The organism is Phyllobacterium endophyticum, assembly GCF_003010935.1.
Lineage (GTDB): Bacteria > Pseudomonadota > Alphaproteobacteria > Rhizobiales > Rhizobiaceae > Phyllobacterium > Phyllobacterium endophyticum.
In genome coordinates this window covers 359419-384404 of sequence record NZ_PGGN01000001.1, presented here as the reverse complement: position 1 = coordinate 384404, position 24986 = coordinate 359419, and the positions used below count along the sequence as shown (strand labels likewise).

Annotated in this window: 20 protein-coding genes; 7 read left to right on the top strand and 13 right to left on the bottom strand. The window is 57.5% G+C overall.

Annotation, left to right across the window (positions count from 1 at the left end; genetic code table 11):
* The first annotated feature begins 27 nt into the window (after positions 1-27).
* Positions 28-1560, top strand: a complete 1533-nt coding sequence (locus CU100_RS01900) for a YifB family Mg chelatase-like AAA ATPase (RefSeq protein ID WP_106714863.1) — start codon at positions 28-30, stop codon at positions 1558-1560.
* 95 nt (positions 1561-1655) lie between these two features.
* Here CU100_RS01900 and CU100_RS01895 read toward each other — a convergent pair whose 3' ends face one another.
* The 9 genes from CU100_RS01895 to dnaK all read right to left on the bottom strand — a co-directional run bounded on the left by CU100_RS01895 (position 1656) and on the right by dnaK (position 10652).
* Positions 1656-2270 (bottom strand): transglutaminase-like cysteine peptidase, encoded by a 615-nt coding sequence (locus tag CU100_RS01895; protein ID WP_106714862.1) that lies wholly within the window; start codon positions 2268-2270, stop codon positions 1656-1658.
* Between the two features lie 341 nt (positions 2271-2611).
* Positions 2612-3883, bottom strand: coding sequence for a polyhydroxyalkanoate depolymerase (locus tag CU100_RS01890; RefSeq protein ID WP_106714861.1), 1272 nt, complete (start codon positions 3881-3883; stop codon positions 2612-2614).
* Positions 3884-4062: 179 nt separating this feature from the next.
* Positions 4063-4350: a DUF1330 domain-containing protein gene (locus CU100_RS01885; protein ID WP_106714860.1), complete on the bottom strand. Its 288-nt coding sequence runs from the start codon at positions 4348-4350 to the stop codon at positions 4063-4065.
* A gap of 141 nt (positions 4351-4491) precedes the next feature.
* Complete coding sequence (pyrF, locus tag CU100_RS01880; RefSeq protein WP_106715934.1) at positions 4492-5190, bottom strand: orotidine-5'-phosphate decarboxylase; 699 nt, start codon at positions 5188-5190, stop codon at positions 4492-4494.
* Between the two features lie 61 nt (positions 5191-5251).
* Positions 5252-5836, bottom strand: coding sequence for an NADPH-dependent FMN reductase (locus CU100_RS01875; protein ID WP_106714859.1), 585 nt, complete (start codon positions 5834-5836; stop codon positions 5252-5254).
* Between the two features lie 42 nt (positions 5837-5878).
* The gene (gene pmtA / locus CU100_RS01870) at positions 5879-6475 is read right to left on the bottom strand and encodes a phospholipid N-methyltransferase PmtA (RefSeq protein ID WP_106714858.1); all 597 of its coding nucleotides are present in this window, start codon (positions 6473-6475) and stop codon (positions 5879-5881) included.
* Between the two features lie 84 nt (positions 6476-6559).
* The gene (gene dnaJ, locus CU100_RS01865) at positions 6560-7687 is read right to left on the bottom strand and encodes a molecular chaperone DnaJ (RefSeq protein ID WP_106714857.1); all 1128 of its coding nucleotides are present in this window, start codon (positions 7685-7687) and stop codon (positions 6560-6562) included.
* A gap of 208 nt (positions 7688-7895) precedes the next feature.
* Entirely contained in the window at positions 7896-8411 is a 516-nt protein-coding gene (locus CU100_RS01860) for a hypothetical protein (protein ID WP_106714856.1), read from the bottom strand.
* A gap of 315 nt (positions 8412-8726) precedes the next feature.
* Positions 8727-10652 carry a molecular chaperone DnaK gene (gene dnaK / locus CU100_RS01850; protein ID WP_106714854.1) on the bottom strand — a complete coding sequence of 642 codons (1926 nt, stop codon included), beginning with the start codon at positions 10650-10652 and terminating at the stop codon, positions 8727-8729.
* Between the two features lie 324 nt (positions 10653-10976).
* On the opposite strand from dnaK, the gene CU100_RS01845 reads away from it, so the two are divergent.
* Entirely contained in the window at positions 10977-12122 is a 1146-nt protein-coding gene (locus CU100_RS01845) for a zinc metalloprotease HtpX (protein ID WP_106714853.1), read from the top strand.
* 10 nt (positions 12123-12132) lie between these two features.
* Here the strand turns inward: CU100_RS01845 and CU100_RS01840 are convergent, their stop codons facing one another.
* Together CU100_RS01840 and CU100_RS01835 are read right to left on the bottom strand one after the other, a co-directional pair.
* Positions 12133-13119 carry a Gfo/Idh/MocA family protein gene (locus tag CU100_RS01840; protein ID WP_106714852.1) on the bottom strand — a complete coding sequence of 329 codons (987 nt, stop codon included), beginning with the start codon at positions 13117-13119 and terminating at the stop codon, positions 12133-12135.
* Between the two features lie 150 nt (positions 13120-13269).
* Entirely contained in the window at positions 13270-14160 is an 891-nt protein-coding gene (locus CU100_RS01835) for a LysR family transcriptional regulator (protein WP_106714851.1), read from the bottom strand.
* Between the two features lie 97 nt (positions 14161-14257).
* Here CU100_RS01835 and CU100_RS01830 point away from each other — a divergent pair, with 97 nt between their 5' ends.
* Both CU100_RS01830 and CU100_RS01825 read left to right on the top strand, forming a co-directional pair.
* Positions 14258-15253: an aldo/keto reductase gene (locus tag CU100_RS01830; RefSeq protein WP_106714850.1), complete on the top strand. Its 996-nt coding sequence runs from the start codon at positions 14258-14260 to the stop codon at positions 15251-15253.
* Between the two features lie 204 nt (positions 15254-15457).
* Complete coding sequence (locus CU100_RS01825) at positions 15458-16270, top strand: aspartyl/asparaginyl beta-hydroxylase domain-containing protein (RefSeq protein ID WP_106714849.1); 813 nt, start codon at positions 15458-15460, stop codon at positions 16268-16270.
* A gap of 5 nt (positions 16271-16275) precedes the next feature.
* Here CU100_RS01825 and CU100_RS01820 read toward each other — a convergent pair whose 3' ends face one another.
* Positions 16276-17529 carry an ROK family transcriptional regulator gene (locus CU100_RS01820; protein ID WP_106714848.1) on the bottom strand — a complete coding sequence of 418 codons (1254 nt, stop codon included), beginning with the start codon at positions 17527-17529 and terminating at the stop codon, positions 16276-16278.
* Positions 17530-17733: 204 nt separating this feature from the next.
* Between CU100_RS01820 and CU100_RS01815 the strand changes: the two genes are divergently transcribed.
* The 3 genes from CU100_RS01815 to CU100_RS01805 are packed head-to-tail and all read left to right on the top strand — an operon-like array spanning position 17734 to position 22364.
* On the top strand, positions 17734-20310 hold the full coding sequence (locus tag CU100_RS01815; protein ID WP_106714847.1) for an ATP-binding cassette domain-containing protein: 2577 nt from the start codon (positions 17734-17736) through the stop codon (positions 20308-20310).
* Positions 20311-20315: 5 nt separating this feature from the next.
* Complete coding sequence (locus CU100_RS01810) at positions 20316-21305, top strand: ABC transporter permease (RefSeq protein ID WP_106714846.1); 990 nt, start codon at positions 20316-20318, stop codon at positions 21303-21305.
* A gap of 54 nt (positions 21306-21359) precedes the next feature.
* A complete protein-coding gene (locus CU100_RS01805; RefSeq protein WP_106714845.1) occupies positions 21360-22364 on the top strand; it encodes a rhamnose ABC transporter substrate-binding protein in 1005 nt (334 codons plus the stop codon).
* A gap of 148 nt (positions 22365-22512) precedes the next feature.
* On the opposite strand, the gene pheT is transcribed toward CU100_RS01805, so the two are convergent.
* Positions 22513-24927, bottom strand: coding sequence for a phenylalanine--tRNA ligase subunit beta (gene pheT, locus CU100_RS01800; protein ID WP_106714844.1), 2415 nt, complete (start codon positions 24925-24927; stop codon positions 22513-22515).
* Between the last annotated feature and the right edge of the window lie 59 nt (positions 24928-24986).

The following is a 24986-nucleotide window of genomic DNA, read 5'->3' as shown; positions in this document are numbered from 1 at the left end:
AACCTACGCATTTTCAAGAAAGATCTCATGGTTACCCGCGTTCGTACGGTTGCCTTCCAGGGAATTGAAGCACAGCCCGTTGATGTGCAGGTGATGATCGCCCCCGGCAAGATGGGCATGCATATCGTCGGTCTTCCGGACAAGGCGGTTGCCGAAAGTCGGGAGCGTGTCCAGGCCGCACTGCATGCTTCGGGGCTTTCGATGCCGGTCAAGAAGGTGACCGTGAACCTGGCGCCGGCGGATTTGCCAAAAGAAGGTAGCCATTACGATCTGCCGATTGCGGTGGGATTGATGGCGGGGCTTGGAGCCATGCCGGCCGATGCGTTGCAGAACTATGTGGTACTGGGCGAACTTTCCCTGGACGGAACCATCACTCATGTAGCAGGTGTGTTGCCTGCCGCAATCGCCGCCAACCGACAGGAGAAAGGCCTGATCTGTCCCGCATCCTGTGGTCCCGAAGCCGCATGGGCGGGTGCCGACATCGATATACTCGCGCCGCGGAGCCTGATCCAGTTGGCAAACCATTTTCGTGGCACGCAAGTATTGTCGCGCCCCGAGCCTGTGATGCAAGCAAATGCGACCGGGCTGCCGGATCTTGCCGACATAAGGGGCCAGGAGAGTGCACGGCGTGCGCTGGAGGTTGCGGCAGCCGGTGGACACAACCTCTTGATGATGGGGCCGCCAGGGTCCGGCAAATCCATGCTGGCGCAACGGCTGCCCTCAATCCTGCCACCATTGCTGCCGCGTGAACTGCTCGATGTATCTATGATCGCTTCGATCGCCGGTGAGCTTATGGGTGGCAAACTGACCGACAGAAGGCCATTCCGTGCGCCGCATCATTCGGCATCCATGGCGGCCATGGTTGGAGGCGGTATCAGAGCGAGGCCGGGTGAAGTTTCGCTGGCACATCGCGGCGTGCTGTTTCTCGACGAATTTCCCGAGTTTACGCCGCAGGTGCTCGACTCCCTGCGCCAGCCACTCGAGACTGGCGAATGCATGATCGCACGTGCCAATCATCGAATCTCCTATCCCGCACAGATCCAGCTCGTTGCCGCGATGAATCCCTGCCGCTGCGGTATGGCGGGTGAACCCGGCCATCAATGCGCCAGGGGACCCCGGTGCAGGCAGGATTATCAGGCAAGGATTTCAGGGCCTCTGCTGGACCGCATCGACATCAGGATCGACGTCCCGTCCGTGAGTGCTACCGATCTCATACGCCCGCACTCGTCAGAAAGCAGTGCATCGGTCGCTGAACGGGTTGCGCGGGCGCGGGCAATCCAAAAGAGGCGCTACGAGGAATTGGGATTTCCAGCGATCACCACAAACTCACAGTGCTCCGTTGCACTTATCGAACAGGTGGCGCAACCGGACAGTCCCGGCGTTTCCTTGCTGCAACAGGCGAGCGAACAAATGCGCTTCTCCGCGCGGGCTTATCACCGCGTACTCAAGGTTGCGCGTACACTTGCCGACCTGGAGGGGCAGGAGACCGTTGGACGCATCCACCTTGCCGAAGCTATTTCATATCGAATGGCAGGGGACGCGTCTATGCAAGCGGCATGAAGGTGTTAATCCATGGAGCATCGCGCTGTACAGGGCGGTGACGACCTGCGCCGCGATAGCAAAAGACCTTGCCTCAACCAAGATCTTTCTCAGTTCTACTGAACCGAACCAACGAGAATGTTGGTCGGAGCTTCGATGCTTACCCAGCGGCCGGTATTGTTGGTGGCTTGGCGCTTGAGATAGGTGTATGGCGTCTCGGACCAGTTCTTCACACCATCAACGAGATTGTCGAGGATAAAATCGCCTTGGTCTGTGCGCACGGTCAACACCGCGTGACCTTCGCCATCAGGCTTGCGAACGACAGTAATCAACAGGTTTGCGGAAGAAATCCCTGACTTCATCAGATCGCGACGCTTCAAAAGAACATAGTCCTCGCAATCGCCTACCTTGTCGGGATACGCCCAATATTCCTCGACGCCGTAGATTTCCATGTCGGTCAGCGGCTTGACCTTGTGATTGTCATTGCTGTTGACGTTGACTATCAATTGCCAAAAATCGTGATTCATCTTCTCGGGAGTGACGTTGCGGCTCCGGATCGTGCACTCATCGGGAATCCTTTTGCAGAATTCGTAATGGCCGATCGGCTGCGACGTAAGTCCGCCGGTTGTCATGAATGCTTCGGATGCGAAAGCGCTGTTTGTGCCAAGTATACCCGCGACAAGTGCCACAGCGAAACCCATGGCTTTCCCAACCCCTGCAACCCCCAACATGTTCTACTCCAGACCCCATCCGCTATCGTTAACAAAACGTTAATGGCGGGAGGGGACATGAGTCAATCACAATGGCGCCACGATCCAGCCATTGTTAATATATGGTTAAAATTTGAATTTTCGTAACTCCGCAATATTCATGAGAGACCGCAGGTCTAACAGGATGCTCGTTACCAAGCCGAAAAGGAAACTGGGCAGGTACGGTGATTGCTACCCGAGAATGACAGAACTCTTTGATCTTGCAATATATTATGGCTGATCAAGCCGTCCAAAAATTACGGGTAAAAACCCTGTGCCGTGCAGGCCCGGGTTGAACACCAGTACATCCACCGGCCTAGAGGTCAGGCGCGCTTGTTGATCGGCGTCACATTGGTCCTGCGATTCATTTGTGCGTGATCATTAACGAATTGAACGATACGCGGTGCAATTTCAGCGCGAAAACGCGAGCCATTAAACACGCCGTAGTGACCAACCTTCGGTTGCAAGTAATGCATCCGCATGTCGTCGGGAATATTGGTGCAGAGTGTCTGCGCTGCCTTTGTCTGGCCGACGCCAGAGATGTCGTCGTTCTCACCTTCGACCGTCAGAAGTGCGACATTGCGAATGGCAGAAGGGTCGACGGGGAGGCCCCGATGGGTCATCTCCCCCTTTGGCAATGACTGCCGGACAAATACAGTATCAACCGTTTGCAAGTAAAATTCCGCCGTGAGATCCATCACCGCAAGATACTCGTCGTAGAACTCGCGGTGCTTGTCGGCAGAATCACCGTCTTCCTCCACGAGATGCATGAAGAACTCTTTGTGGGCGGTGATGTGGCGGTCAAGATTCATGCTCATGAAGCCCGACAACTGCAGGAATCCCGGATAGACATCGCGCATGAAACCACTGTGCGGCCAAGGCACCGACATGATCACATTATCGCGAAACCAGTCGATGCCCTTTTCTTCGGCCAGTTTGTTCACGACTGTTGGATTCTTGCGCGTATCGATCGGTCCACCCATCAAAGTCATGCTCGAGGGAGCAAACCGGTCGCCATTGGCTTCCATGATCGACACTGCGGCGAGGACCGGAACGGAGGGTTGGCACACCGCGACGATGTGCGTGTCCTCACCCAATACATGAAGCATCTCAATGACATAGTCGATGTAATCATCGAGATCGAAGCGCCCGTCGCTGAGCGGAACAGTCCGCGCATCGACCCAGTCGGTTATGTATACCTCAGCATGGGGCAGCAATGCTTCGACCGTGCCGCGCAGCAAAGTTGCATAATGACCGGACATCGGCGCCACCACGAGAATCTTCGGATCGGCGGCCCGCTTGGCTGGTAACGCGCGCTTGAAATGAATGATTTTGCAGAATGGCCTTGACCAGACGATCTTCTCTTTGACATCCGTCTCGATGCCATCCACGACCGTCCCGGCCAAACCGAATACGGGCTTGCCGTAGCATCGCGTGGTGCGCTCAAACAGCTCGCAGGCCGCAGAAATCGATCGCCCGACAACCGTTTGTGATAGTGGATTCAAGGGGTTATCGTAGAAGAGCCTTGTTGCGTCGGAGAGCGCTCGATAGGGCTGGAGCGCAGCATGGTTGAGTTCATAAAGCTGGTAGAACATGCCACTTTTTCCGATCGATCAATCTGACATCAGCTTCAAGAAACCCCTTGCAGATGAAAAGGTTCTTGACTGGTCAGTGACCGTAGCGGGTTCCTGCAATATTGCAATGCAACAAAGTGATAAGACGCAGCAAAAATGTTCACGTGCGCGCGTCGAAATACGGGCTCGATCCCAGCCCCTCAAACACCCTCGACAATCAGCATCTCTGCATCGGCAACGGTGATCCGAATGGCTCTAGCTGCTTGATATTCCTTAGAATTATAGCAATCGAGCGCAGCTTGGACCGAAGGAAATTCGATGATGACATTGCGGCCCCGGGCTTGCCCCTCGAGCACGTGATAGGGACCGCCACGAGCCAGAAAATTGGCTCCATATTTTTCGAAAGCAGGCTTGGCAGTTGAAACATAGTCCTTGTAGCGATCGGCGTCCCTGACGTCTACGCGTGCAACCCAATAACCCTTGGCCATCTGCTTTCCTCTACCTCTCACAACCCAATTACACTAAGGGGTTGATATTCTGGTGCCGATTCAGGGCATTTTGATATCAAAACCTGCGATTCCTGTTCCGGACCTCACTTTAATGATCCGTTTCCTCCTTGAGGAACAGCGTCACGCGTTCGACATCTCGGCGAGAATTGCCTCGGCGGCAGTCTTACGATCGGACGCTGTCACGATCGGCCGGCCGACAACGAGATGGCTCGCTCCCGAACCAAGCGCATCCGCAGGTGTCATGACCCGTTTCTGATCACCGGCGTCCGCGCCGGCGGGACGGATGCCGGGCGTGACGATGGCGAGATCGGGACCGACAATCCTGCGCACTGCTTCAGCTTCGGTCGCGGCGCAGACAATGCCGCCCATGCCGGCGGCAAGCGCCTGCTCGGCCCGGATGAGGACGAGCGTATGCGGATCGTGCTCGTAGCCGGCATCAATCAGATCCTGTTCGTCCATCGATGTCAGGACCGTCACGCCGAGAAGGCACAGGTTCGACCCGCGTGCTGCCTCGACTGCCGCCCTCATCGCCTTGGGGTAGGCGTGCAGTGTCAGCATGGAGACACCCATCTTGACGATATTCTCGACGCCCTTGGCGACGGTGTTGTCGATATCAAGGAGCTTCATGTCGAGGAATACTTTTTTACCCGAGCTTACAAGATCGCCGGCAAAGCCGAGGCCGCCGGCAAAGGCGAGTTGATAGCCGATCTTGTAAAATGAAACCGCATCGCCGAGTTCGCTGACGACCTGTTCAGCAATTTGCACCGTAGGCACATCAAGGCCAACGATCAGGCGCTCGCGCAAAGCCGCATCCGTCATGAAACCATCCTTTTTCATTGATCGATTTCCCATGACACAGAACTCACGTGGAGGAAATAACCTAGCGGCGGGAAACGGCGTATCTTGTGTGATCGATCAGCGACTGGCAGACGCGCTGCATCGACTTGAAGGTCCGTTCATCGGTAAAGGAACCGTCTTCGGCGAAGGCTTCCTGCGCATGAACGACCGAACATTGTTCGGTAATGATCTGGGTGCCGACATTCATCATCACCGACCGCAAGTGATAGAGACCGCGTGCACCGCCGAAATTGCCTTCCGACGAGGAACAGAGCGCAACGACTTTGCCCGAATAGGGCTTCAAGGGCCGATCGCCATCCCTGGAGATACGGCTGACCCAATCAATGGTGTTTTTCAGGAGCGGCGGGATCGACGAGTTGTATTCCGGCGAAGCAATCAGGATGCCATCATGGGCGGAAAACAGACGGCCGAGCTTCATGGCGTTGTCAGGGATGCCTTTTTCCTTTTCGAGATCCTGATCCATCAGCGGCAACGGATAATCGACCAGCGAGATATGAGTGACTTCGGCGCCGAGTTCGATCAGTGTCCTCAGCGCGACATTGGCCACCTTGCCACTATAGGCGCCGGTGCGATTCGACCCCGCGAAAACGAGAATTCTGGGCAGCATTGCATTCCTTCTGCGAGTGATCGGCGCCGATGCAACAGCCGGTCAGTCGGCCCGGCGGTAGACCCACAAACGCGCAGGCGGCACATTGCGGATGATGAAATCGAGATGTTCGATCTTGTAGTTGCCACGGCCAGCCGGAACCGGCGACATCGGGCCGTAGGTGATCTGAACCACTGGACGACCATGCGGAATGCGCCGCAGCAGGTCCTCGACGATCTTGACCCGGTCGCCGACAGGGAAATTCAACAGGGGCACAGCAGAGACAACTGAATCGAACTTCTGGTCGCGTTTTTCGCCGAGCGTTGCATCCAGATTGAACGCATCGCCTTCGATAATATTCACACCGGGAAAATCCTCGCGCAGATGCTCGGCAAAATCGGAGGAATATTCAACACTATACAGGTTCGAAGGCGCAACGCCGCGGTTGAGAATCGCTCGGGTGATAACGCCAGTGCCGGGGCCCAACTCAAGCACGGGAAGACCCGAATGAGGATTGACGACGCTCGCCATGCGGCGGGCGGTGATCGAACTGGTCGGGAGAATCGAACCGACAGCCTTGGGACCATGCATCCATCCCTTGAAGAAACGGATTTCCTCGCCGAACTTCTCGGCCAGTTTCTTCCCAAGTGGTCGTGACATGCTCATCCTCCGTCGCAGTCAGACAAGTTTATGACGCAACCTGCAAGGGACGCAAGACCGACCATAGCAAAAACGCCAATTAAACTATTCGCTTAGGCCCTCAAAGAATTCTTTCATTCGTGCAAAAAACCCCGACGATTGCGGGCTGTTATCCTGCGACGAGATGCGATCGAATTCTTCCAGCAGCTCGCGTTGGCGCTTGTTGAGGTTCTGCGGCGTTTCGATTGCAATCTGGATGTAGAGGTCGCCCATGGCCGGCTGGCGCAAAACAGGCATGCCCTTGCCCTTGAGGCGGAATTGCTTGGCGTTCTGCGTGCCCTCGGGAATTTTGACACGGGTCTGGGTGCCATCGAGTGTCGCCACTTCGAACTGGCCGCCGAGCGCTGCGGTCGTCATCGAGATGGGCACCTTGCAATAAAGGTCTGCACCATCGCGCTGGAAAAATTCGTGGGGCTTCAACGAGAGGAAAATATAAAGATCGCCGGCCGGTCCACCGCGCAAGCCCGCCTCACCCTCACCCGTCAGGCGAATGCGGGTTCCGTCTTCGATGCCTGCGGGAATGTTGACCGAAAGAGCGCGCTCTTCGGTGATACGGCCCTGACCGCTGCATTTCGGGCAAGGATCCTTGATGATCTGGCCCCGGCCATGGCAGGTCGGGCAGGTACGCTCGATGGAGAAGAAGCCCTGCGCTGCGCGGATGCGGCCGGAGCCGCTGCAAGTGCCGCAGGTGACGGGCTGGGTGCCAGGCTTGGCGCCGCTGCCGGAACATTCGTCGCAAGTGATGGAAGTCGGGACCCTGATCTGCGCCGTCTTGCCGGCATAGGCCTCTTCCAGCGTGATCTCCATATTGTAGCGCAGATCCGCGCCACGCTCACGCCCGCCGGAGCGGCGCTGGCGGCCGCCACCCATCATGTCGCCAAAGATATCTTCGAAAATATCCGCGAAACCGCCGGCGCCACCGGCGCTGAACCCGCCGCCCATTCCGCCATTTTCGAAGGCGGCGTGACCGAACCGATCGTAGGCGGCGCGCTTTTGCGGGTCCTTCAGCGTCTCGTAGGCCTCGCCGATCTCCTTGAATCGATGCTCTGCATTGGCATCGCCCGGATTCTTGTCAGGGTGAAACTGCATCGCCAGTTTACGGAAAGCGCTTTTCAGCTCTTTCTCATCAGCGCTTTTAGCTACGCCGAGGGTTTCGTAATAGTCAGCCTTCATCCGGATACTCGTTCCCAGAAAATCGCAAAATGCTTCTTCCGAAGCTCATTCAAAGGCCGTATTTAGGTGTTCCTGCCCACGAATGCCATAGTTAACTTAGAATGATTCGACCAACAATGCGCAAATTTGCGCATTGCATGGTTTGTGCCGGAGGAAATACGGCACGCTTGAGCGGACCTGTGGCACCGGAACATCACCGTGCCGCAGTTCAGGACCATCCGACAAACTCGTGATAGCGCCAATCATCGTTTGCGATCGATTTTTCCCGGGCTTTGACGGCTTCCCAGCTTTTTTCAACAATCGTCCTGCTATCGAAAATCACGTTTCCCGCCAGGGATCGCGGTGCATCGAGAATTTCTGCGATGATCGCGCTTGTCAGTTCTGAAAACCGAAATTCGAAACTGTCCAGCGGGCACAGCCTTATGATGACGGTCTTCTTCAGTTTGGATAATCGGCTCAAGTCGTCCTGGCTGAAGCCCTTCGCTTCTGACACGTGGAAATCCCTTACGTAGAGCTCGAAGCCGCTCATGAGATCCCTGCCCTTCAACAGATCGATACCGGGATTGGACAAACGGAACCTGAACGGCAAGAAACCTGAATGAAGCGCAAAACTGAAGCCCGGACGAATTTCGCAGCTCATCTCGAACTTGTTCAACTCGCTGATCATTTGAGGAATGATTTCGTCTGAGATGTCATCCAGGTGAATGAGATAATCCATGCTCATAGGCAACCCTTTTACTAACGGAAATTCCTAAAGGCGTTTGCAGGTCATCTGAAAGAAGATCGCACGGCTCAAAGGCTGCAATGTTGCTGCGTAAAGAAGAACTCCGGACTTGATGATTGGCAGAGCTTTCCGTGGCCGCATTGCCGAGGTAATCGCCTCTGGCAGGCGGCAATAACGTCTCACCGTCTTTGCCATGCCTTGAACTGACTCAACGATGCGCAGGATGCCGGATGTAGTCAATTGAGCTAAAGTATGAATGGCAAACAAAAGCCCGGCACAATGGCCGGGCTTTTCATTAGAACGCAGTGAAGTCAGTTAAGCTGACTTCTTCTTGCCGTCTTCGTCGATCTCTTCGAAATCGGCATCGACGACATCGTCGTCAGCCTTGGCGGTTGCATCGGCTCCACTGCCTTCGGCAGCAGATGCCTCGGCAGCCTGCGAGGCCTCATACATGGCCTGGCCAAGCTTCATCGAAACTTCGGCGAGCGTCTGCGTCTTTGCCTTGATCTCTTCGGCATCGTCGCCTTCCGCCGCAGTTTTCAACTCGGCGAGCGCCGTTTCGATCGCCTGCCTGTCTTCAGCCGATACCTTGTCGCCATATTCCTTCAGGGACTTCTCGGTCGAATGGACGAGAGCTTCGGCCTGATTCTTCGACTCGACTGCCTCGCGGCGCTTCTTGTCGCTTTCGGCGTTGGCTTCGGCATCCTTGACCATCTTCTCGATATCGGCGTCCGAAAGGCCACCCGACGCCTGAATGCGGATCTGGTGTTCCTTGCCGGTGCCCTTGTCCTTGGCCGAGACGTTCACGATACCATTGGCATCGATGTCGAACGTGACCTCGATCTGCGGAACACCGCGCGGTGCAGGCGGAATGCCGACGAGATCGAACTGGCCGAGCGACTTGTTGTCGGCCGCCATTTCACGCTCGCCCTGGAAGACGCGGATCGTCACGGCGGACTGACTGTCTTCCGCGGTGGAGAAGGTCTGCGACTTCTTGGTCGGGATCGTCGTGTTGCGTTCGATCAGACGGGTGAAGACACCGCCCAGTGTCTCGATGCCGAGCGACAGCGGGGTAACGTCGAGCAGAAGAACATCCTTGACGTCGCCCTGCAGAACGCCGGCCTGGATGGCAGCACCCATCGCAACGACTTCATCAGGATTCACGCCCTTGTGGGGTTCCTTGCCGAAGAAGGCTTTGACGATTTCCTGAATCTTCGGCATGCGGGTCATGCCGCCGACAAGGACCACTTCATCGATCTCGCCAGCCTTGAGGCCAGCATCCTTGAGCGCCGACTTGCATGGTTCGACGGTGCGCTGGACCAGATCGTCGACGAGGCTTTCGAACTTGGCGCGTGAAAGCTTCATCGTCAGGTGCTTGGGCCCGGACGCATCGGCGGTGATGAAGGGCAAGTTGATCTCGGTCTGCTGTGCGGACGAAAGCTCGATCTTGGCTTTTTCAGCAGCTTCCTTGAGGCGCTGCAGCGCAAGCTTGTCGTTCTTCAGGTCGATGCCCTGCTCTTTCTTGAACTCGGCCGCAAAATACTCGACCAGACGCATGTCGAAGTCTTCACCGCCAAGGAACGTATCGCCATTGGTGGATTTGACTTCGAAGACGCCATCGCCGATTTCCAGAACCGAGACGTCGAACGTGCCGCCGCCAAGATCGTAGACGGCAATGGTCTTGCCTTCCTTCTTGTCGAGGCCATAGGCCAGGGCGGCTGCCGTTGGCTCGTTGATGATGCGCAGGACTTCAAGGCCGGCGATCTTGCCTGCATCCTTGGTTGCCTGACGCTGTGCATCGTTGAAATATGCCGGAACGGTGATGACGGCCTTCTCGACCTTTTCACCGAGATAGGCTTCGGCAGTTTCCTTCATCTTCTGCAGGATCATCGCGGAGATCTGCGAAGGCGAATATTTCTTGCCATGGACTTCTACCCAGGCATCGCCATTGTCGCCCTTGACGATCTTGTAGGGGACAAGCTTCTTGTCCTTCTCGACGGTCGGATCGTCAAAGCGGCGGCCTATGAGGCGCTTGACCGCAAACACGGTCCCTTCCGGATTTGTAACAGCCTGGCGCTTGGCCGGCTGGCCAGCGAGGCGCTCATCGCTATCCGTAAAAGCGATGATCGAAGGCGTCGTCCTTGCACCTTCCGCATTTTCAATAACCTTTGCGTTCTTCCCGTCCATGACGGCAACGCAGGAATTGGTCGTTCCCAGATCAATACCGATAACTTTAGCCATTACTCTTCTCCATTCAGCAGGCTGCCGGGACCTCTGCCGAGCGTTCCATACGGGCAGCCCCTAGGGGGTTAACAAAATCAGGACTGCGGCGCGGGCAGTTCTTTACCGCATAACCCCAAAAACAGAAACCGTTTTTGGAAATGATTATGCGTCGTACAAGTTCTACGGCGACATTGTGCATACGCGAGGTTCCGCACGGCGCAGTAGGTTGCTGGCTATATAAGAAGGGTCAAATTGCCATGCAAGACAGAAGGCGCAGCATTTACATGCATAATCACCTTAAAAGACTCGGCAAAACAGCTTTTTCTCTCCATATAATCGTCCATGACCGACAGTTCTTTCCCTCTCCCCCTGCCTTCACATCGCCGGAGCAGGCTGATCAACAGGCTGCACACCTGGCTGCTTCTGGCCGGAAGCCTGCTCTTGCTCATCGTTTGCGCCTTCACGCTGGCGGGGCCTGCCGGGGTGGTCTACGCGTTGGTTTTCGGCGGGATCAGCCTTTACGCCATCAGGCGCGTAAGTCCTCAAATGGTGCTGGCGATGTATAAGGCAAGGCCCGTTACACGCGCCGAATTCCCGCAAGGCCTGGCGATCGTCGAAGAACTCGCCAAACGGGCGGGCCTGCCCAGGCCCCCGGAGCTGCATGTCATCCCCTCACGCATGATGAATGCCTTCGCTGTCGGACGGAAGGACAATTCAGTCGTTGCCGTCACCGACCAGCTCATCCGGTCGCTGACTGCGCGCGAACTCACCGGTGTTCTGGCGCATGAAATCAGCCATATTCGCAACGAAGACCTCAAGGTCATGGCGCTTGCCGATACGGTGTCGCGTTTTACCTCCCTCATGTCCACCGTCGGCATTGTTTCACTCCTGTTCAACGTCACCTGGATGGCGAGCGGGTCCGAGGCGCAGATACCATGGCTCGGCGTTATTGTGCTGCTGTTTGCGCCTACCATGGGCGGGCTGCTGCAGATGGCGCTTTCCAGAACCCGCGAGTTCGACGCCGATCTGGGCGCCGCGATGCTGACGGGCGATCCGGATGGTCTCGCCAGCGCTCTGACGAAGCTCGAGAAGGCTCAAGGCAAGATATGGGAGACGCTCGTTCTCCCGGGCGGACGCATCCCGGACCCTTCGATCCTGCGAACGCACCCGCTGACGGAAATTCGCGTCGCCCGGCTGAACGCGTTGAAAGAAGCCTGCGATATGGCCGCTCGCGGCGATATCTTGACGGATCTGGAGCTGCAGCCGCTGGAGCATATCCGCACGCGGCCAAGATCAGTCCCGCAGATCGGCCAGCAATATGGACGCTGGAACTCCAACAACCTGGAAATTCTGTCGCTGATAAACACGCAAGCGACCCATCCCGTCGTGCAGGACAGCGAAGCGGAATGCGAGGCATGCGCCCAGAGCCTCAACAGGCCGGACGGCAAGCCTCGCATTCATGTCGTTCGCGGTGGGGTTTATTGGTAGGTTACGGCGGTCAAACCGTTTCCCAGTGTCCGCTGTCGCCAGCACGATAGACAGCGTCGATCAGCTTCTGATTGCAAACCGAGTCTTCGAGCGTAAACACCTTTGCATCCTCACCCTGCGCGGCACGGGCGAAGGCTTCGATCTCGAGGCAGTAATGATCCACATTGCCGAAATTGTATTCGGTCGCGCTGCCATGGCTTGCGTCGTGCAAGGTGATCTTGGCGTGATCGTATTTGCCGGTATTGAATGGTGCGAGCACCTCGATATAGCCCTTGTCCCCGTGGAAAGCGATCGACTGGCGCGCGGCGAGCTGCGTCGCGACATAGAAGTTCAACTCGAAGTCTTCAAAGTCGGCACGCACGCTGGCGTAGCGGTCGGTCCCGAAATCGGGATCGCGTTCGATGCTTGCCATCACACGGACAGGCTCCTTGCCGGTCACGAAGCGCGTCACCACGGTCGGGTAAACACCGATATCGGGCAAGGCGCCGCCGCCCAGCGAGAGCTGGTTGCGCATGTTGGTAGCATCCTTGTTGAAATAGGTGAACGCCGACTGTACCTGACGCAACTGTCCGATTGCTCCCTGGGCGATCAGTTCGCGAACTTTCAGCCATTGCGGATGATAGGTCACCATGAAGGCTTCCGAAATCAGCACGCCATTCGTATCGCGTGCGCGCTGCAGGGCCGCGATCTCACTGGCGTGGAGGGAGATCGGTTTTTCGCACAGGACGTGCTTGCCAGCCTCCGCCGCTTTCAACGACCATTCCACATGCTGCGAGGTAGGCAGCGGAATATAGACCCCGTCAATTTCGTCGGACGCCAGCATCTCCTCGTAGGAACCGAAGGCAAGCGGGGCGCCGAAGCGGTCAGCGATCGCACGGGCCTTCGACAGGTCGCGGCTGGAAATAGCGGCGAGCACGGAATTTTCCGCGTTGCATATTGCTGGAATAACCAGCGTGACCCCGATTTTTGCCGTCGATAGAACACCCCAACGAAACATGATGACCTCTCCTTTGCGTCGATATCCACGCCATGGCAGCCTGCAACGGGATTTTTCTGCGTCCGGTGCTCACGTACCAGAATGTACGCTGCGCTCCGGTGCTCGAAAACCACCGTTTTCGTCTCGCCCTGACATGAATCTCCACAATTCCTAGGGTGTAAACTTGAAGAAATCAATGAAGGCACGCAGTGCCGGACGCATCTGACGGCGGCTCGGATAATATAGATAGACGCCGGGAAAAGGCGCGCACCAGTCCTCGAGCATGGAGATCAAGTCTCCTTTCGCAATCGCTTGCGGCGCCATGTGATGCAGCAGGAACGCAATTCCCGCGCCCCCGACCGCCGCTTCGACCACGAGCCGGTCGTCGCCGAGAATGAGCGGACCGCTGACATCAAGAACGATGGCCTCGCCATCCTTTTCGAACTCCCAGCGATACACCTGACCACTGGCAAAGCGGCGGCGGATGCAAAGATGATCGAGAAGATCGCGCGGGTGCCTCGGCACTCCATGTTTTTCGAGATAGGCTGGCGCAGCAACGATGCTCGCCCTGATCGGACTACTCATGGGTACGGCGATCATGTCCGGCTCGAGACTCTCACCGAGCCGCATGCCGGCATCGACGCCGGTCGCAACGATGTCATTGAATTTCTCCTCGACGCGCAATTCCAGCGTGACACCAGGGTAGTTTGCGCTGAACGCAGCCAGACGCGGCGCCAGAAGCCAGTGGGCCGCAAAAGGCGGAACGCTGAGGCGCAGATTTCCGGCGACACGATTATTTGCCTCCCTGACGGCATCCAGCGCCAGGTCGATCTCACCCAGAGCCGGACGAAGCCGCTTGAGCAGCAGCGCCCCCTCCTCGGTCACGGCGACACTACGCGTCGTCCTGGCAAGGAGCCTGACGCCCAGGCTCTGCTCCAGACTGGAAATGGCATGACTGACGGCGGATGGCGCAATGCCGAGTTCCCTGGCAGCACCACGGAAGCCGCCACTCTCGGCGACCGTCGCAAAGATTGCCAGTTGGGGAAGCCGGGAACGATCCATTGATCTAACATATAGACCAAGCTGTGAAATTATAAGTCAATTATCGAACACTGCTCCACATCCTATCTTCCACCAATCACACACAAGGAGATCGGTGATGGAAAAACGCAAGCTTGGAACGGAACTCAACGTCTCGGCCGTGGGTCTCGGCTGCATGGGCATGACGTTCGCCTATGGCGGACAGGACGAGGCCGACGCAATTCGCACCCTGCATCGTGCCCTGGACCTTGGCGTCACCTTCTTCGATACGGCGGAGGTCTATGGTCCATTCGACAATGAGATACTCGTCGGCAAGGCCATCAAAGGCCGCCGCGAAGATGTTGTGATCGCCACCAAGTTCGGCTTCAAGATCGCCGATGAAGGCGAGGGTCCGTCTCGCATGATCGGCGTCGATAGCAGCCCGGAACATGTGAAAGCGGTTGCGGAAGCATCGCTCGGACGTATCGGCATCGATGAGATCGACCTGTTCTACCAGCACCGCGTCGATCCGAATGTGCCTATCGAAGAGACGGTGGGTGCCATGGCCGATCTCGTCAGGCAGGGCAAGGTGAAGGCTCTTGGCCTCTCCGAAGCCAGCGCCGCCACGATCCGCCGAGCTCACAAAGTGCATCCGATTGCCGCCGTGCAGAGTGAATACTCGCTGTGGAGCCGGGAACCCGAAGAGGATGTTTTCAAGGTTTGCCGCGAACTTGGTATCGGCTTCGTGCCGTATAGTCCGCTTGGCCGCGGTCTCCTGACCGGAACAATCAACAAGCCGGATGAACTCGGCGCCGACGACTGGCGCAGGACGCTGCCGCGTTTCCAGGCGGAAAACATGGATGCCAACGCGGTACTGATCGCAACCTTGAAAGGACTGGCAGAAGCCAAGGGTATCACGCCAGCACAACTGGCATTGGCCTGGGTTCTGCATCAAGGCAATTTCATCGTGCCAATCCCCGGGGCCCGCAAGATCAGGCATCTGGAAGAAAATGTCGCCGCAGCCGATATTTCCCTGTCAACCGTCGAGCTCGCCAAAATCAGCGATGCGCTTTCGCCTGACCGCGTCGCCGGAAAGCGCTACACCGATGCGGCGCTTGCTCTTGTGAACGGCTGACAACCAGGGCGGACCAATAGAAAGGGGCGGCTACGGAGCCGCTCTTTTTGGTGCTCTTGACAGAGGAAATGACGTGGGCCTATTCCTGACCGCCACGGGCCACTTTTAAAAACGTTCCGGCGGCTGTATATCGCGCTAGATCGATTTGTCTCAACAAGCCGCGCCACCTCGTCTGTCATCGCTGGCGCCGAAACCTGGAATACCATGGAAAAAGCAACGAAAAAGTCCATTCGGCGTTGGACTGTCGGATTGGTTCTTCTGGCAATCCTCGCCTATTTCGTCCCGTATCTGGTGATCTTCTACCTGATCTGCGGCCTTTACGATCTGTCGCGCAACAAGAATTTGAACCTGCAGGTTGTCGAGCAATATTTCTTTGGCAATGGAATGTTCACCTGGATCCTGTCGCCGCTCAATATTCTTCTCGACATATTGTCACTGCCTTACGTCAACAAGGGAGTTTACAAGCTGCAGGACCTTCCCGCGGATTACCAGGCGGAGGTGAAGCGCCTGATAACCGCGACGCAGAAGGAAAACATCGTCGGGCAATTGCAGGCACGCGCCGAACAGCAGGCGCGCAGCATGTTCTTTTTCAAATGGTACGGCAAGGATCAGCCGAGCTTCGCCAATGTGCCGTCCTTCTATGAAAAGTACAATTTCGTGAAGACGATCGGTGTCTCCGTTTTCAACAAGAAGAACTCGACTTCAAAACATTTCGGGCCTATCCGGGCGACGATCCGCGTTCTTTACAACATCAACGACATGAACGATCGCACGGCCTATATCTGGTGCGGCGACACGACGAGCTATTGGAAAGACGACAAGCTGTTCATCTTCGATGACACGCTGATGCATCAGTCCGTCAACCAGACCGACCAGACACGCTATTGCCTGTTCGTCGATATTCTGCGCCCGTCCTATCTGCCCGGCCTGTTTGCCGCGATTGTTTCGTTCATGGGCGTTATCCTGAAGGGCAGCAATTCAATCTTCTACAAGAACTGGAAAGTCATCCAGAAGTAGAGCCTTCATGTCTGGATAAGATCAGTTCTGTTTCCAATGAGCAGCGGCTTGCGAGGCTGGTCCTTCTTCAGAAGGACGCTGCTGTCCGGGGCGAAAAGTGCGTAGATCGGCAGCATAGCAGCGCCTATGGCCGATCCTAGATGGCCGAGCGATCCAGCGATGATTTCCGGTCCGAGCAAGCCAACCGGGATAATCTCGCCCAGCCGTTGCTGCACCTTCGCAACAATATCCTGAAGAATGGCACGCGGCAGAATACTGTCGATGATCACCGCATCGATATCAACGACCGCGACGATACCAACGATCGCCTGCGCCAGCGCATCGGCACAGTCGGTCTGCCACTCAAGCAGCGGCGTACGCGCGGCAACGGGCAGCGGATCCAGCTCTCGCACGCGAAATATATCGATGCCGTTGGCACGAAGATGATTAACGAGGACATAGACCGAGGCCCGGTGCAGCAAGATATCGAACGGGCTGGTCGATGGCTTTGCGGAAAAGAGATCGGATCTCGATACCGGAAACGGGCCAAGCGCCGCCGTATTGCCATTCGGTCCGGTCTGCAACTGGCCCTTCTGCACCAGTCCGCCGCCAATGAGCGTATCGATCGATACGTGCATGAAATCTTCGAACCGGGATCCATTGCCGCTGACAAGTTCGGCCAGCCCGGCTGCCGATCCGTCATTCTCGATATAGACGGGCGTAGCGGCGGCAATGGAGAATAAAGTGGTGAGATCGACATTCTCCCAACGGGAACTCAAGGCCTCCGGGAAGCCTAGTTCCTCGCCCCACCCTCCGAAAAAATAAGGCGAAGCTATGCCGACCCCGACGATCCTCGACTGTGCGGCAGCGCCGAGAAATGTCTTGAAGGATGCGACTGCATGATCGCCGAAGCGTTTGACATCCGCAGGTTCGGGAAACCGGTACTCGTGCGATTCCTGAGCGCGGATGTCGCCGGCAAAATCGAGCAGAACGGCGTCCAATGCCCGCCGCCCTATGCGTATTCCGATGGAGTATGCGCTCTCAGGCACAAGCCGGTACATGATCGAGGGTTGACCCCGCTGCCCGAAACGTTTGCCAATTTGCTTTACGAATCCCGAGGCCTCCAGCCCATCGACAATCGTCGCGATGGCCGCCGGTGTCAAGTTGGCGTAGCGGGCAATATCCGCCTTGGAAGCGTCTTTCAACCTTCGGATCGATTCCAGTACGACGCGTTCGTTATAGTGCCGCACTTGAACAGAATTACTGCCTTTTCCGGCCATTATCTCTCATTTCCAGCGCTTTTGCGGCATCTATACTCACTTGTGGATCCATTGTCGTGGGCGCAACGAGCGCCGCTCTCACCCAGCAAAGCTCGTGCGCCTTTAGTCGAAACTGCCCGTTTCGAGGGCCAATGTCAAACTTTCCGCTTGACCCCGCGCGGCAATTCTTTTAGCAAATTGCTTTAATATACGCGGGAGAGGCGTATGTTGGGCGGCAGGGTTTTCGGCCGGGAGGAGGCACTGTTGAATAGCATGCAGAACGTTGCCGTTGACAGCGGTTCAGTTGCGCCGATACGCCTGAACAAAGTCGTCAAGACGTTTCCCGGAACGGTTGCCCTCAAAGAGGCATCGTTTGATTTGCGGCGTGGTGAGGTGCTGGCGCTGCTCGGCGAAAATGGCGCCGGGAAAAGCACCTGCGTCAAGCTTCTGGCCGGGGTCTACCAACCGACACAGGGTAGCGTGGAGATCGACGGCGTACCGGTGGTTTTCGCGTCGCCTGCCGATGCACAAAATGCCGGCATTGCCGTGATGCACCAGCATCCGGGCCTGTTTCCCGACCTGTCGATTGCCGAAAACATCTTCCTTGGGCATATGCCGCTAAACAGTGCGGGATTGATCGATGTGGAGGCGATGCATGCCCAGGCCAGGGCCGTCCTCGACACTGTGGGCCTTGCGGTTTCCGCCACGACAAAACTTGGTCTGTTGCGCACCTCCGAGCAGCAACTCGTGGAAATTGCCCGGGCGCTTTCGCTGAAGGCCCGGGTCTTGATCATGGACGAGCCGACGGCAGCCCTGTCGCAGCGCGAAGTCGAGCGGCTATTCAAAGTGGTCGAGGATTTGCGTGCGCATGGCGTCGCCATGATGTTTGTCGGCCATCGTATGGACGAAATTTTCCGCATCGCCGATCGCATTGCGGTTTTGCGTGACGGGCAGATGGTGGGTGTCGAGCCGGCGTCTTCGCTCAGCCGCGAACGCGCGATACATATGATGGTCGGGCGCGAAATCACCATGCTCTATCCACAGCGCCAAGCCTCGCTTTTGCCGGTTGCACTGGAACTCAGAAAGCTCGTGGTCGAGGGGACCGACAGCGAAATCGACCTTCATGTCCGCAAAGGCGAAATTCTCGGAATTGGCGGCCTGGTGGGAAGTGGCCGCACGGAAATCGCCCGTGCGATTTTCGGCGTCGACAGGCCGCGCAGCGGCCAGATACTGGTCGACGGCAAACCCGTAGAATTCCGCTCGCCGCGCGATGCGATGAATGCCGGCATAGCCTATGTGTCTGAAGACCGTATGGGACAGAGTCTGGTGATGGACTTCGCCATCCTCGACAATGCGGCACTGACGGTGCTGGCAAAGGCCAGCCGCAACGGGATTTACCGCCCGCAAAGCGCCATCGACATCGTCGGTGACGAGCTCAAGCGGCTGAAACTGCGGTTCAAGGACTATCACCAGCCGATCAAGCAGCTCTCCGGCGGGAATCAGCAAAAGGTGGTGATCTCGAAATGGCTGGCGACCAGGCCATCGATCCTGATCCTTGACGAACCAACCCAGGGCATCGACGTCAATACCAAGGCCGAAATCCACGCGATGATTGCAGATCTTGCAACACAGGGCATGGCGATTATTCTGATTTCCTCTGAACTGCCGGAATTGCTCGGGATGAGCGACCGGATTGTCGTCCTGCGCGAAAGGGAAAAAACCGCCGAATTTTCCAAGGCAGAGGCAACACAGCAGCTCGTGCTGAAAGCCGCGACACATGAGCTGGAGGACCGCACGGGTGTGGATGCTGGTGACGCTGGACGCCGCAGCGTCTGGAGCCGGATGCTGGAGCATCGCGAATTCGGCCTAGCGGCTGCAATGGCGGCCGTGGTGATTCCTGTCGCGCTCGTCAATCCACGCATTTTCAGCAGTGCGAATATCACGGCTGTCTCGATGGACGTTGCGCTTTTGATGGTTGCTGCGCTTGGTCAGATGCTCGTCATGATCACCCGCAACATAGATCTGTCGGTTGCAGCCATCATCGGGCTTGCCGCCTATGCATCGGCGAGCACGCTTTCGGCCTTTCCGGAGCTTGGTGTTGCAGGCGGCCTCGCCGTTGCCTGTTCCGTTGGCATTGCAGCCGGTCTCATCAATGGGAGCATTGTGACGCTCGGGCGCATTCCTGCGATCGTCGCGACGCTCGGCACCTTGTCGATCTATCGGGGATTCAACAGCCTGTGGGCGGCCGGCGATCAGGTGAGTGCCGACGAGGTACCGCAGGCATGGCTCGACATGACGGGTTACAAGCTTGCCGGCATACCGCTGATCGTCGTTATCACACTGGCAATTCTTGTACTTTCGGCATTTCTGCTGAAACGCACGGCGCTTGGACGCGAGCTTTTCGCCACGGGCTCCAACCCCGACGGAGCCGACATGATCGGCATTCCGCAAAAGCGGCGTGTCGTGCTTGCCTTCACGCTTGCCGGGCTGCTTGCCGGCATTTGCGGCGCACTCTGGGCCTCGCGCTATGCGACCGTAGATGCCCGCGTTGCCAGCGGATTCGAGCTGACGGTCATCGCTGCCTCGGTTGTCGGCGGCGTCGCCATACGCGGTGGCGCCGGTACCATCCTCGGCGTCGCTCTTGGAGCGATGACGCTTCTCGTCATCAAGAATGGTTTGACGCTGGTGCGGGTCGATCCACTGTGGCTGCAGGGCGTCTACGGCCTCGTGATCCTGCTTGCGATCGGGATTGATGCGATTGTCACGCGCCGGGCGGCGCATGCCCAACAACGCGCAAGGTAAACATCATGACCAACTTCATTCGACGGCTGGAATTTTGGGATCTGTTGCTGCTGGCAGCGTCAATTGCCGTGATCGGCTACGGCATCGTCTTCGTTCCCAACTTCTTTTCCGCTTTCAATCTGTCGCAACTGGCAGCGAGTGCTTCGGAAAAAGCATTGCTGGTGCTTCCCATGGCGCTCTTGATCATTGTCCGCGAGATCGATCTGTCGGTTGCCTCCATTTTGGCGCTGACCAGCGTTCTGTTCGGATTGATGGTCCAAGCTTCAGTGCCGCTCTCCCTGGCATTGCCGCTCACGTTGCTGGCCGGCGGCATTCTGGGAGCCTTCAACGGCTATTTCGTCGCCTATCTCGGACTGCCTTCGCTTGTGGTCACACTTGGTACGATGGCGATGTATCGTGGTATCGGGTATATCTTGCTCGGCACCGGGTCGATCAATATCCTGCCCGACCCGCTGTTGAATTTTGGCATCGACAATGTGCCTGGGACCAGTATCCCTCAGACTATCCTGCCATTTCTGATCCTTGCGCCGGTTTTCGCTGTCGTTCTCCAGAAGACCTCGACCGGCAAACGCATCTATGCGTTGGGCGGCAATCCGCTCGCTGCGCTTTATTCAGGAATTGCCGTGAAACGGATCACGGCAGCTCTCTTCGTGTCGACGGGGATCATTTGTGCGATTGCAGGAATTGTCTACACCGCCCGGCTTGCCAATGCGCGCGCCAATAATGCACTTGGCATGGAACTCGACGTAATTACCATCGTCCTGCTCGGCGGCGTCAGCGTATTCGGTGGCAAAGGCAAGCTTACCGGCGTTCTCTTGGCGCTCGTGCTGCTTTCGGTCATACGCAATCTTCTGGCGCTGAACCAGATCGGCGGCGATGCCCAAGGCATGGTGATCGGGCTGCTCCTGATCGGTTCACTGCTGTTCGGCAACTATTCGGCGCCCCTGTTGAACTGGTTCATTGCCTTGCCGCATCCGCGCAAAAGCAAAGGGTGAAACCGGGCCCCTTGCTCAAACAATTTTTCCGGTGTTCAGGTAAAGGAGGAGATCATGCAGTTGCTTAGACAGGTTTTGTTAGCGGGTATATTCGCCAGCGGGCCGCTAACGGGTATGGCGCTTGCGCAGGAATGCGCCAAAGAGCCCGTTACCGTCGGTTTTTTGCCCAAGCTCGATACGGATCCCTATTTCCAGGTTGCCAAAACAGGCGCCGAGGAAGCGCAAAAGGAAATCGGGGGAACGCTCATTCAGGTTGCGCCGTCACAGGGCACCGCCGAGGCACAGATCGAATTCATCAATAGTCTGGTGTCACAAAAAGTCGGCGTCATCGCCATTTCCGGCAATGACGCCAATGCAGTTGCGCCAGCATTGAAGCGTGCCGCCAAACAGGGCGTTCGGGTCATATCCTACGATTCAGATGTTGCGGCCGGGGCACGGTCGATTTTCGTGAACCAGGCGAAGGGTGACAGCTTGGCCGAGATGATGTTGCAGAGCGCCTATGATCTGACCGGCGGCAAGGGGGAATTTGCCATTCTTTCTTCGACGCCAACCGCGACAAACCAGAACACCTGGATCGAGTTCATCAAGGACAAGCTGGCGAGCGATCCGAAGTACGCCGAACTGAAGCTGATGCAGGTTGCCTATGGCGAAGAAAGCGAGCAGGTCAACCAGCAGCAGGCGCTGGCGCTCGTTCAGGCATTTCCCGACCTGAAAGCGATCATCGTGCCCGCCGGTATCGGCCTGCCTGCCGCCGCCCGCGCGCTCGAAGAGGCCGGCCTGACCGGCAAGGTGAAGCTGACGGGGCTTGCACCGGCAACGCTGATTTCAAAATATATCAAGAATGGCAGCGCCCAGGATATCTGGTGGAATGTTTCTGACCTTGGATACCTGACCTATCACGCAGCACAGGCGCTGGCGCAGTGCAAGATAGAAGGAAAGGAAGGCGACAAGTTTACCGCCGGCCGCCTGGGCGAATACACCATCGGCGCAGCAGGCGAACTGATCCTCGGCCCGGCGAAAATCGTCACACCGGCAAATCTTGCCGAGTTCAAATTCTAGAGTCCTCCAGCTCTGGAAAAGGGGATTCAGCCATCGCGATCCCCTCTCTTGCGATTTCAGCATTTCAAGCTTCGCCCGCTTGCTGGAATCGCAACTAGGGCGCCGCAGGCGTTGCCCACCCCTTCGGCGCCCTCACATCCAGAATATGTCAGCCACGCAGAACGCCGCCGGTCTGTTTGCCGACGCTCTCGACAATGCGCTTGGTCAGCGTGTCGAGATCCTCGTCGGTCAACGTCCGCTCGAGCGGCTGGATAGCCACTTCGATCGCGACCGACTTCTTGCCGGCACCCAGCGACGCACCTTCGAACAGATCGAAGACCTGAACGCCGGTGATCAGTTTCTTGTCGCTGGCTAGCGCCGCCCGCAGGATCGCACCCGCTTCCACGGACTTGTCGACGACAAACGCAAAGTCGCGGCGCACTGTCTGGAAATCCGAAAGGTTGAGCGCGGGTTTGGTGCGTGTCGGCTTCTGCTTCGGTTCCGGAATGGCGTCGATGAAAACTTCAAAACCGCACAGGGCACCCGCGACGTCGAGCGTTTCCAGCGTCTTCGGATGGAATTCGCCGAAGGTTCCTAGGATCACCTTGGGCCCGAGCTTGATCGTGCCCGAACGTCCTAGATGATACCAGGCGGGACCGCCGCTTTCGATCTGCAGCTTTTCCACCGGCGCTCCGCAGGCCTCGAGCACTGCAAGCGCGTCGGCCTTGGCGTCGAATACACCAACCGGGCCAGCATTGCCCGACCAGTGACGGCCGGAGCCTTCAAGCTTGGCCGTACCACGGCGAACACCACCGGCGACGCGCCGCTGCGCTTCCGGCGTGTTGCCCTCGTATGTGCCGGAGACTTCGAACAGCGCCAGATCACTGAAGCCGCGATCGGCATTACGCTGGGCAGCAGCCAGCAGGCCCGGCAGCAACGAGGGGCGCATGTCCGACATGTCGGCGGCGATAGGATTGGCAAGCTTCAACTCGCTCTGGCCGCCGCCAAAAGCCCTGGCCGATGATTCCGGGATGAATGACCAGGTAACGGCCTCCATCATGCCGCGCGAGGCAAGCGCCCGGCGAGCGTTGCGGGTGCGTATCTGCAGCGTCGTCAGTATCTTGCCGTTGACCGCGGCGTGGCTGACCAGCGGTTGCGGCTCGATACGGTCGACACCGTGGATGCGCATGACTTCTTCGACGAGATCTGCCTTGCCGTCGACATCTGGACGCCAGGAAGGAACCGCGACATCGACCACTTCGCCGCTTCCTTGCGGTTTGAAGCCGAGGCGGGACAGGATCTCGAGGCTCTTCTCAGCCGGAACATCGATGCCGGTGAGCCGCTTGACTTCCGATGCCGGGAACCGGACGATCCTGGAGTTGTGACCCTTGTAACCGGCCACCTGCGTCCGCGATGGGGCACCACCACAGAATTCAAGAACCAGCTGCGTCGCGAGCTCCAGTCCGGGGATCATGAATTCGGGGTCGACACCCCGTTCGAACCGATACCGCGCATCGGTTATGATCCCGAGGTCTCGACCTGTGCGGGCGACATTCAACGCATCCCAGAGTGCAGATTCGATGACGACGTTGGTGGTGTTCTCATCGCAGCCGGAATGTTCGCCGCCCATGATGCCAGCAATCGACTCCACGCCGTCCGCATCGGCAATGACGACATTGTCCCAACGGAGCGTATATTCCTTGCCGTTGAGGCCAAGAATCTTTTCGCCATCAATTGCGCGACGCACGGTAAGATTGCCATTGACCTTGTCCGCGTCGAAGACGTGCAGGGGACGACCCCGGTCGAACGTGACATAGTTGGTGATATCGACCAGCGCATTGATCGGGCGCAGCCCGATCGCTATCAGACGCTGCTGCAGCCATTTCGGGGCGGGGCCGTTCTTGACGCCCTTGATCGTGCGCCATGCAAACCCCGGACACAAGCCGGGCTCATCCTTGAGATCGAGGGTCACGTTGACCTGCGGCTCGCCGGCACCCGCGACGGATTCGACCGGCTTTTTGCGGAGCGTGCCAAGGCCGGCTGCGGCGAGATCCCGGGCAATACCGTGGACACTGGTGCAATCCGGCCGGTTCGGCGTCAGATTGATCTCGATGACCGGATCGTCGAGACCGGCATAGGCGGCAAAACTCGTTCCGACCGGCGCATCCGCCGGGAGGTCGATGATGCCATTGTGCTCATCCGACATCTGCAGCTCGCGTTCCGAGCACATCATGCCATGGCTTTCGACACCCCGGATCTTGCCGACGGAAAGCGTGATATCGATGCCTGGAACATAGGCGCCCGGCGCGGCGAATGCACCAATGAGGCCAGCGCGCGCATTGGGAGCTCCGCACACGACTTGCAGCGGCTTGCCATCGCCCGTATCGACGGTGAGTACCTGCAACTTGTCGGCGTCCGGGTGGCGCGCAGCCGTCAGCACCTTGGCGATGACAAAGGGCTTAAGCGCCGACTTGTCGTCGAGGGACTCGACCTCGAGACCGATCATGGTGAGCGTCTCGACGATCTGATCCAGCGATGCGTCAGTCTCTAGATGATCTTTCAGCCAGGAGAGTGTGAATTTCATGATTTCACCCGTTTCGAAAGTTTGAATTACGAGACATCGGCAAGCCGCGTCGTTTCCTT

What these genes read in the sequence shown, in the direction of transcription:
- CU100_RS01875 (WP_106714859.1), bottom strand. Translation starts at nt 5,836, where the DNA reads ATGCTGCCCAGAATTCTCGTTTTCGCGGGGTCGAATCGCACCGGCGCC.
- CU100_RS01840 (WP_106714852.1), bottom strand. Translation starts at nt 13,119, where the DNA reads ATGTTTCGTTGGGGTGTTCTATCGACGGCAAAAATCGGGGTCACGCTG.
- CU100_RS01860 (WP_106714856.1), bottom strand. Translation starts at nt 8,411, where the DNA reads ATGAGCATGGATTATCTCATTCACCTGGATGACATCTCAGACGAAATC.
- dnaK (WP_106714854.1), bottom strand. Translation starts at nt 10,652, where the DNA reads ATGGCTAAAGTTATCGGTATTGATCTGGGAACGACCAATTCCTGCGTT.
- pheT (WP_106714844.1), bottom strand. Translation starts at nt 24,927, where the DNA reads ATGAAATTCACACTCTCCTGGCTGAAAGATCATCTAGAGACTGACGCA.
- CU100_RS01805 (WP_106714845.1), top strand. Translation starts at nt 21,360, where the DNA reads ATGCAGTTGCTTAGACAGGTTTTGTTAGCGGGTATATTCGCCAGCGGG.
- CU100_RS01895 (WP_106714862.1), bottom strand. Translation starts at nt 2,270, where the DNA reads ATGTTGGGGGTTGCAGGGGTTGGGAAAGCCATGGGTTTCGCTGTGGCA.
- CU100_RS01890 (WP_106714861.1), bottom strand. Translation starts at nt 3,883, where the DNA reads ATGTTCTACCAGCTTTATGAACTCAACCATGCTGCGCTCCAGCCCTAT.
- CU100_RS01835 (WP_106714851.1), bottom strand. Translation starts at nt 14,160, where the DNA reads ATGGATCGTTCCCGGCTTCCCCAACTGGCAATCTTTGCGACGGTCGCC.
- CU100_RS01830 (WP_106714850.1), top strand. Translation starts at nt 14,258, where the DNA reads ATGGAAAAACGCAAGCTTGGAACGGAACTCAACGTCTCGGCCGTGGGT.
- pmtA (WP_106714858.1), bottom strand. Translation starts at nt 6,475, where the DNA reads ATGTCACGACCACTTGGGAAGAAACTGGCCGAGAAGTTCGGCGAGGAA.
- CU100_RS01820 (WP_106714848.1), bottom strand. Translation starts at nt 17,529, where the DNA reads ATGGCCGGAAAAGGCAGTAATTCTGTTCAAGTGCGGCACTATAACGAA.
- dnaJ (WP_106714857.1), bottom strand. Translation starts at nt 7,687, where the DNA reads ATGAAGGCTGACTATTACGAAACCCTCGGCGTAGCTAAAAGCGCTGAT.
- CU100_RS01900 (WP_106714863.1), top strand. Translation starts at nt 28, where the DNA reads ATGGTTACCCGCGTTCGTACGGTTGCCTTCCAGGGAATTGAAGCACAG.
- CU100_RS01810 (WP_106714846.1), top strand. Translation starts at nt 20,316, where the DNA reads ATGACCAACTTCATTCGACGGCTGGAATTTTGGGATCTGTTGCTGCTG.
- CU100_RS01825 (WP_106714849.1), top strand. Translation starts at nt 15,458, where the DNA reads ATGGAAAAAGCAACGAAAAAGTCCATTCGGCGTTGGACTGTCGGATTG.
- CU100_RS01815 (WP_106714847.1), top strand. Translation starts at nt 17,734, where the DNA reads ATGTTGGGCGGCAGGGTTTTCGGCCGGGAGGAGGCACTGTTGAATAGC.
- pyrF (WP_106715934.1), bottom strand. Translation starts at nt 5,190, where the DNA reads ATGACGGATGCGGCTTTGCGCGAGCGCCTGATCGTTGGCCTTGATGTG.
- CU100_RS01885 (WP_106714860.1), bottom strand. Translation starts at nt 4,350, where the DNA reads ATGGCCAAGGGTTATTGGGTTGCACGCGTAGACGTCAGGGACGCCGAT.
- CU100_RS01845 (WP_106714853.1), top strand. Translation starts at nt 10,977, where the DNA reads ATGACCGACAGTTCTTTCCCTCTCCCCCTGCCTTCACATCGCCGGAGC.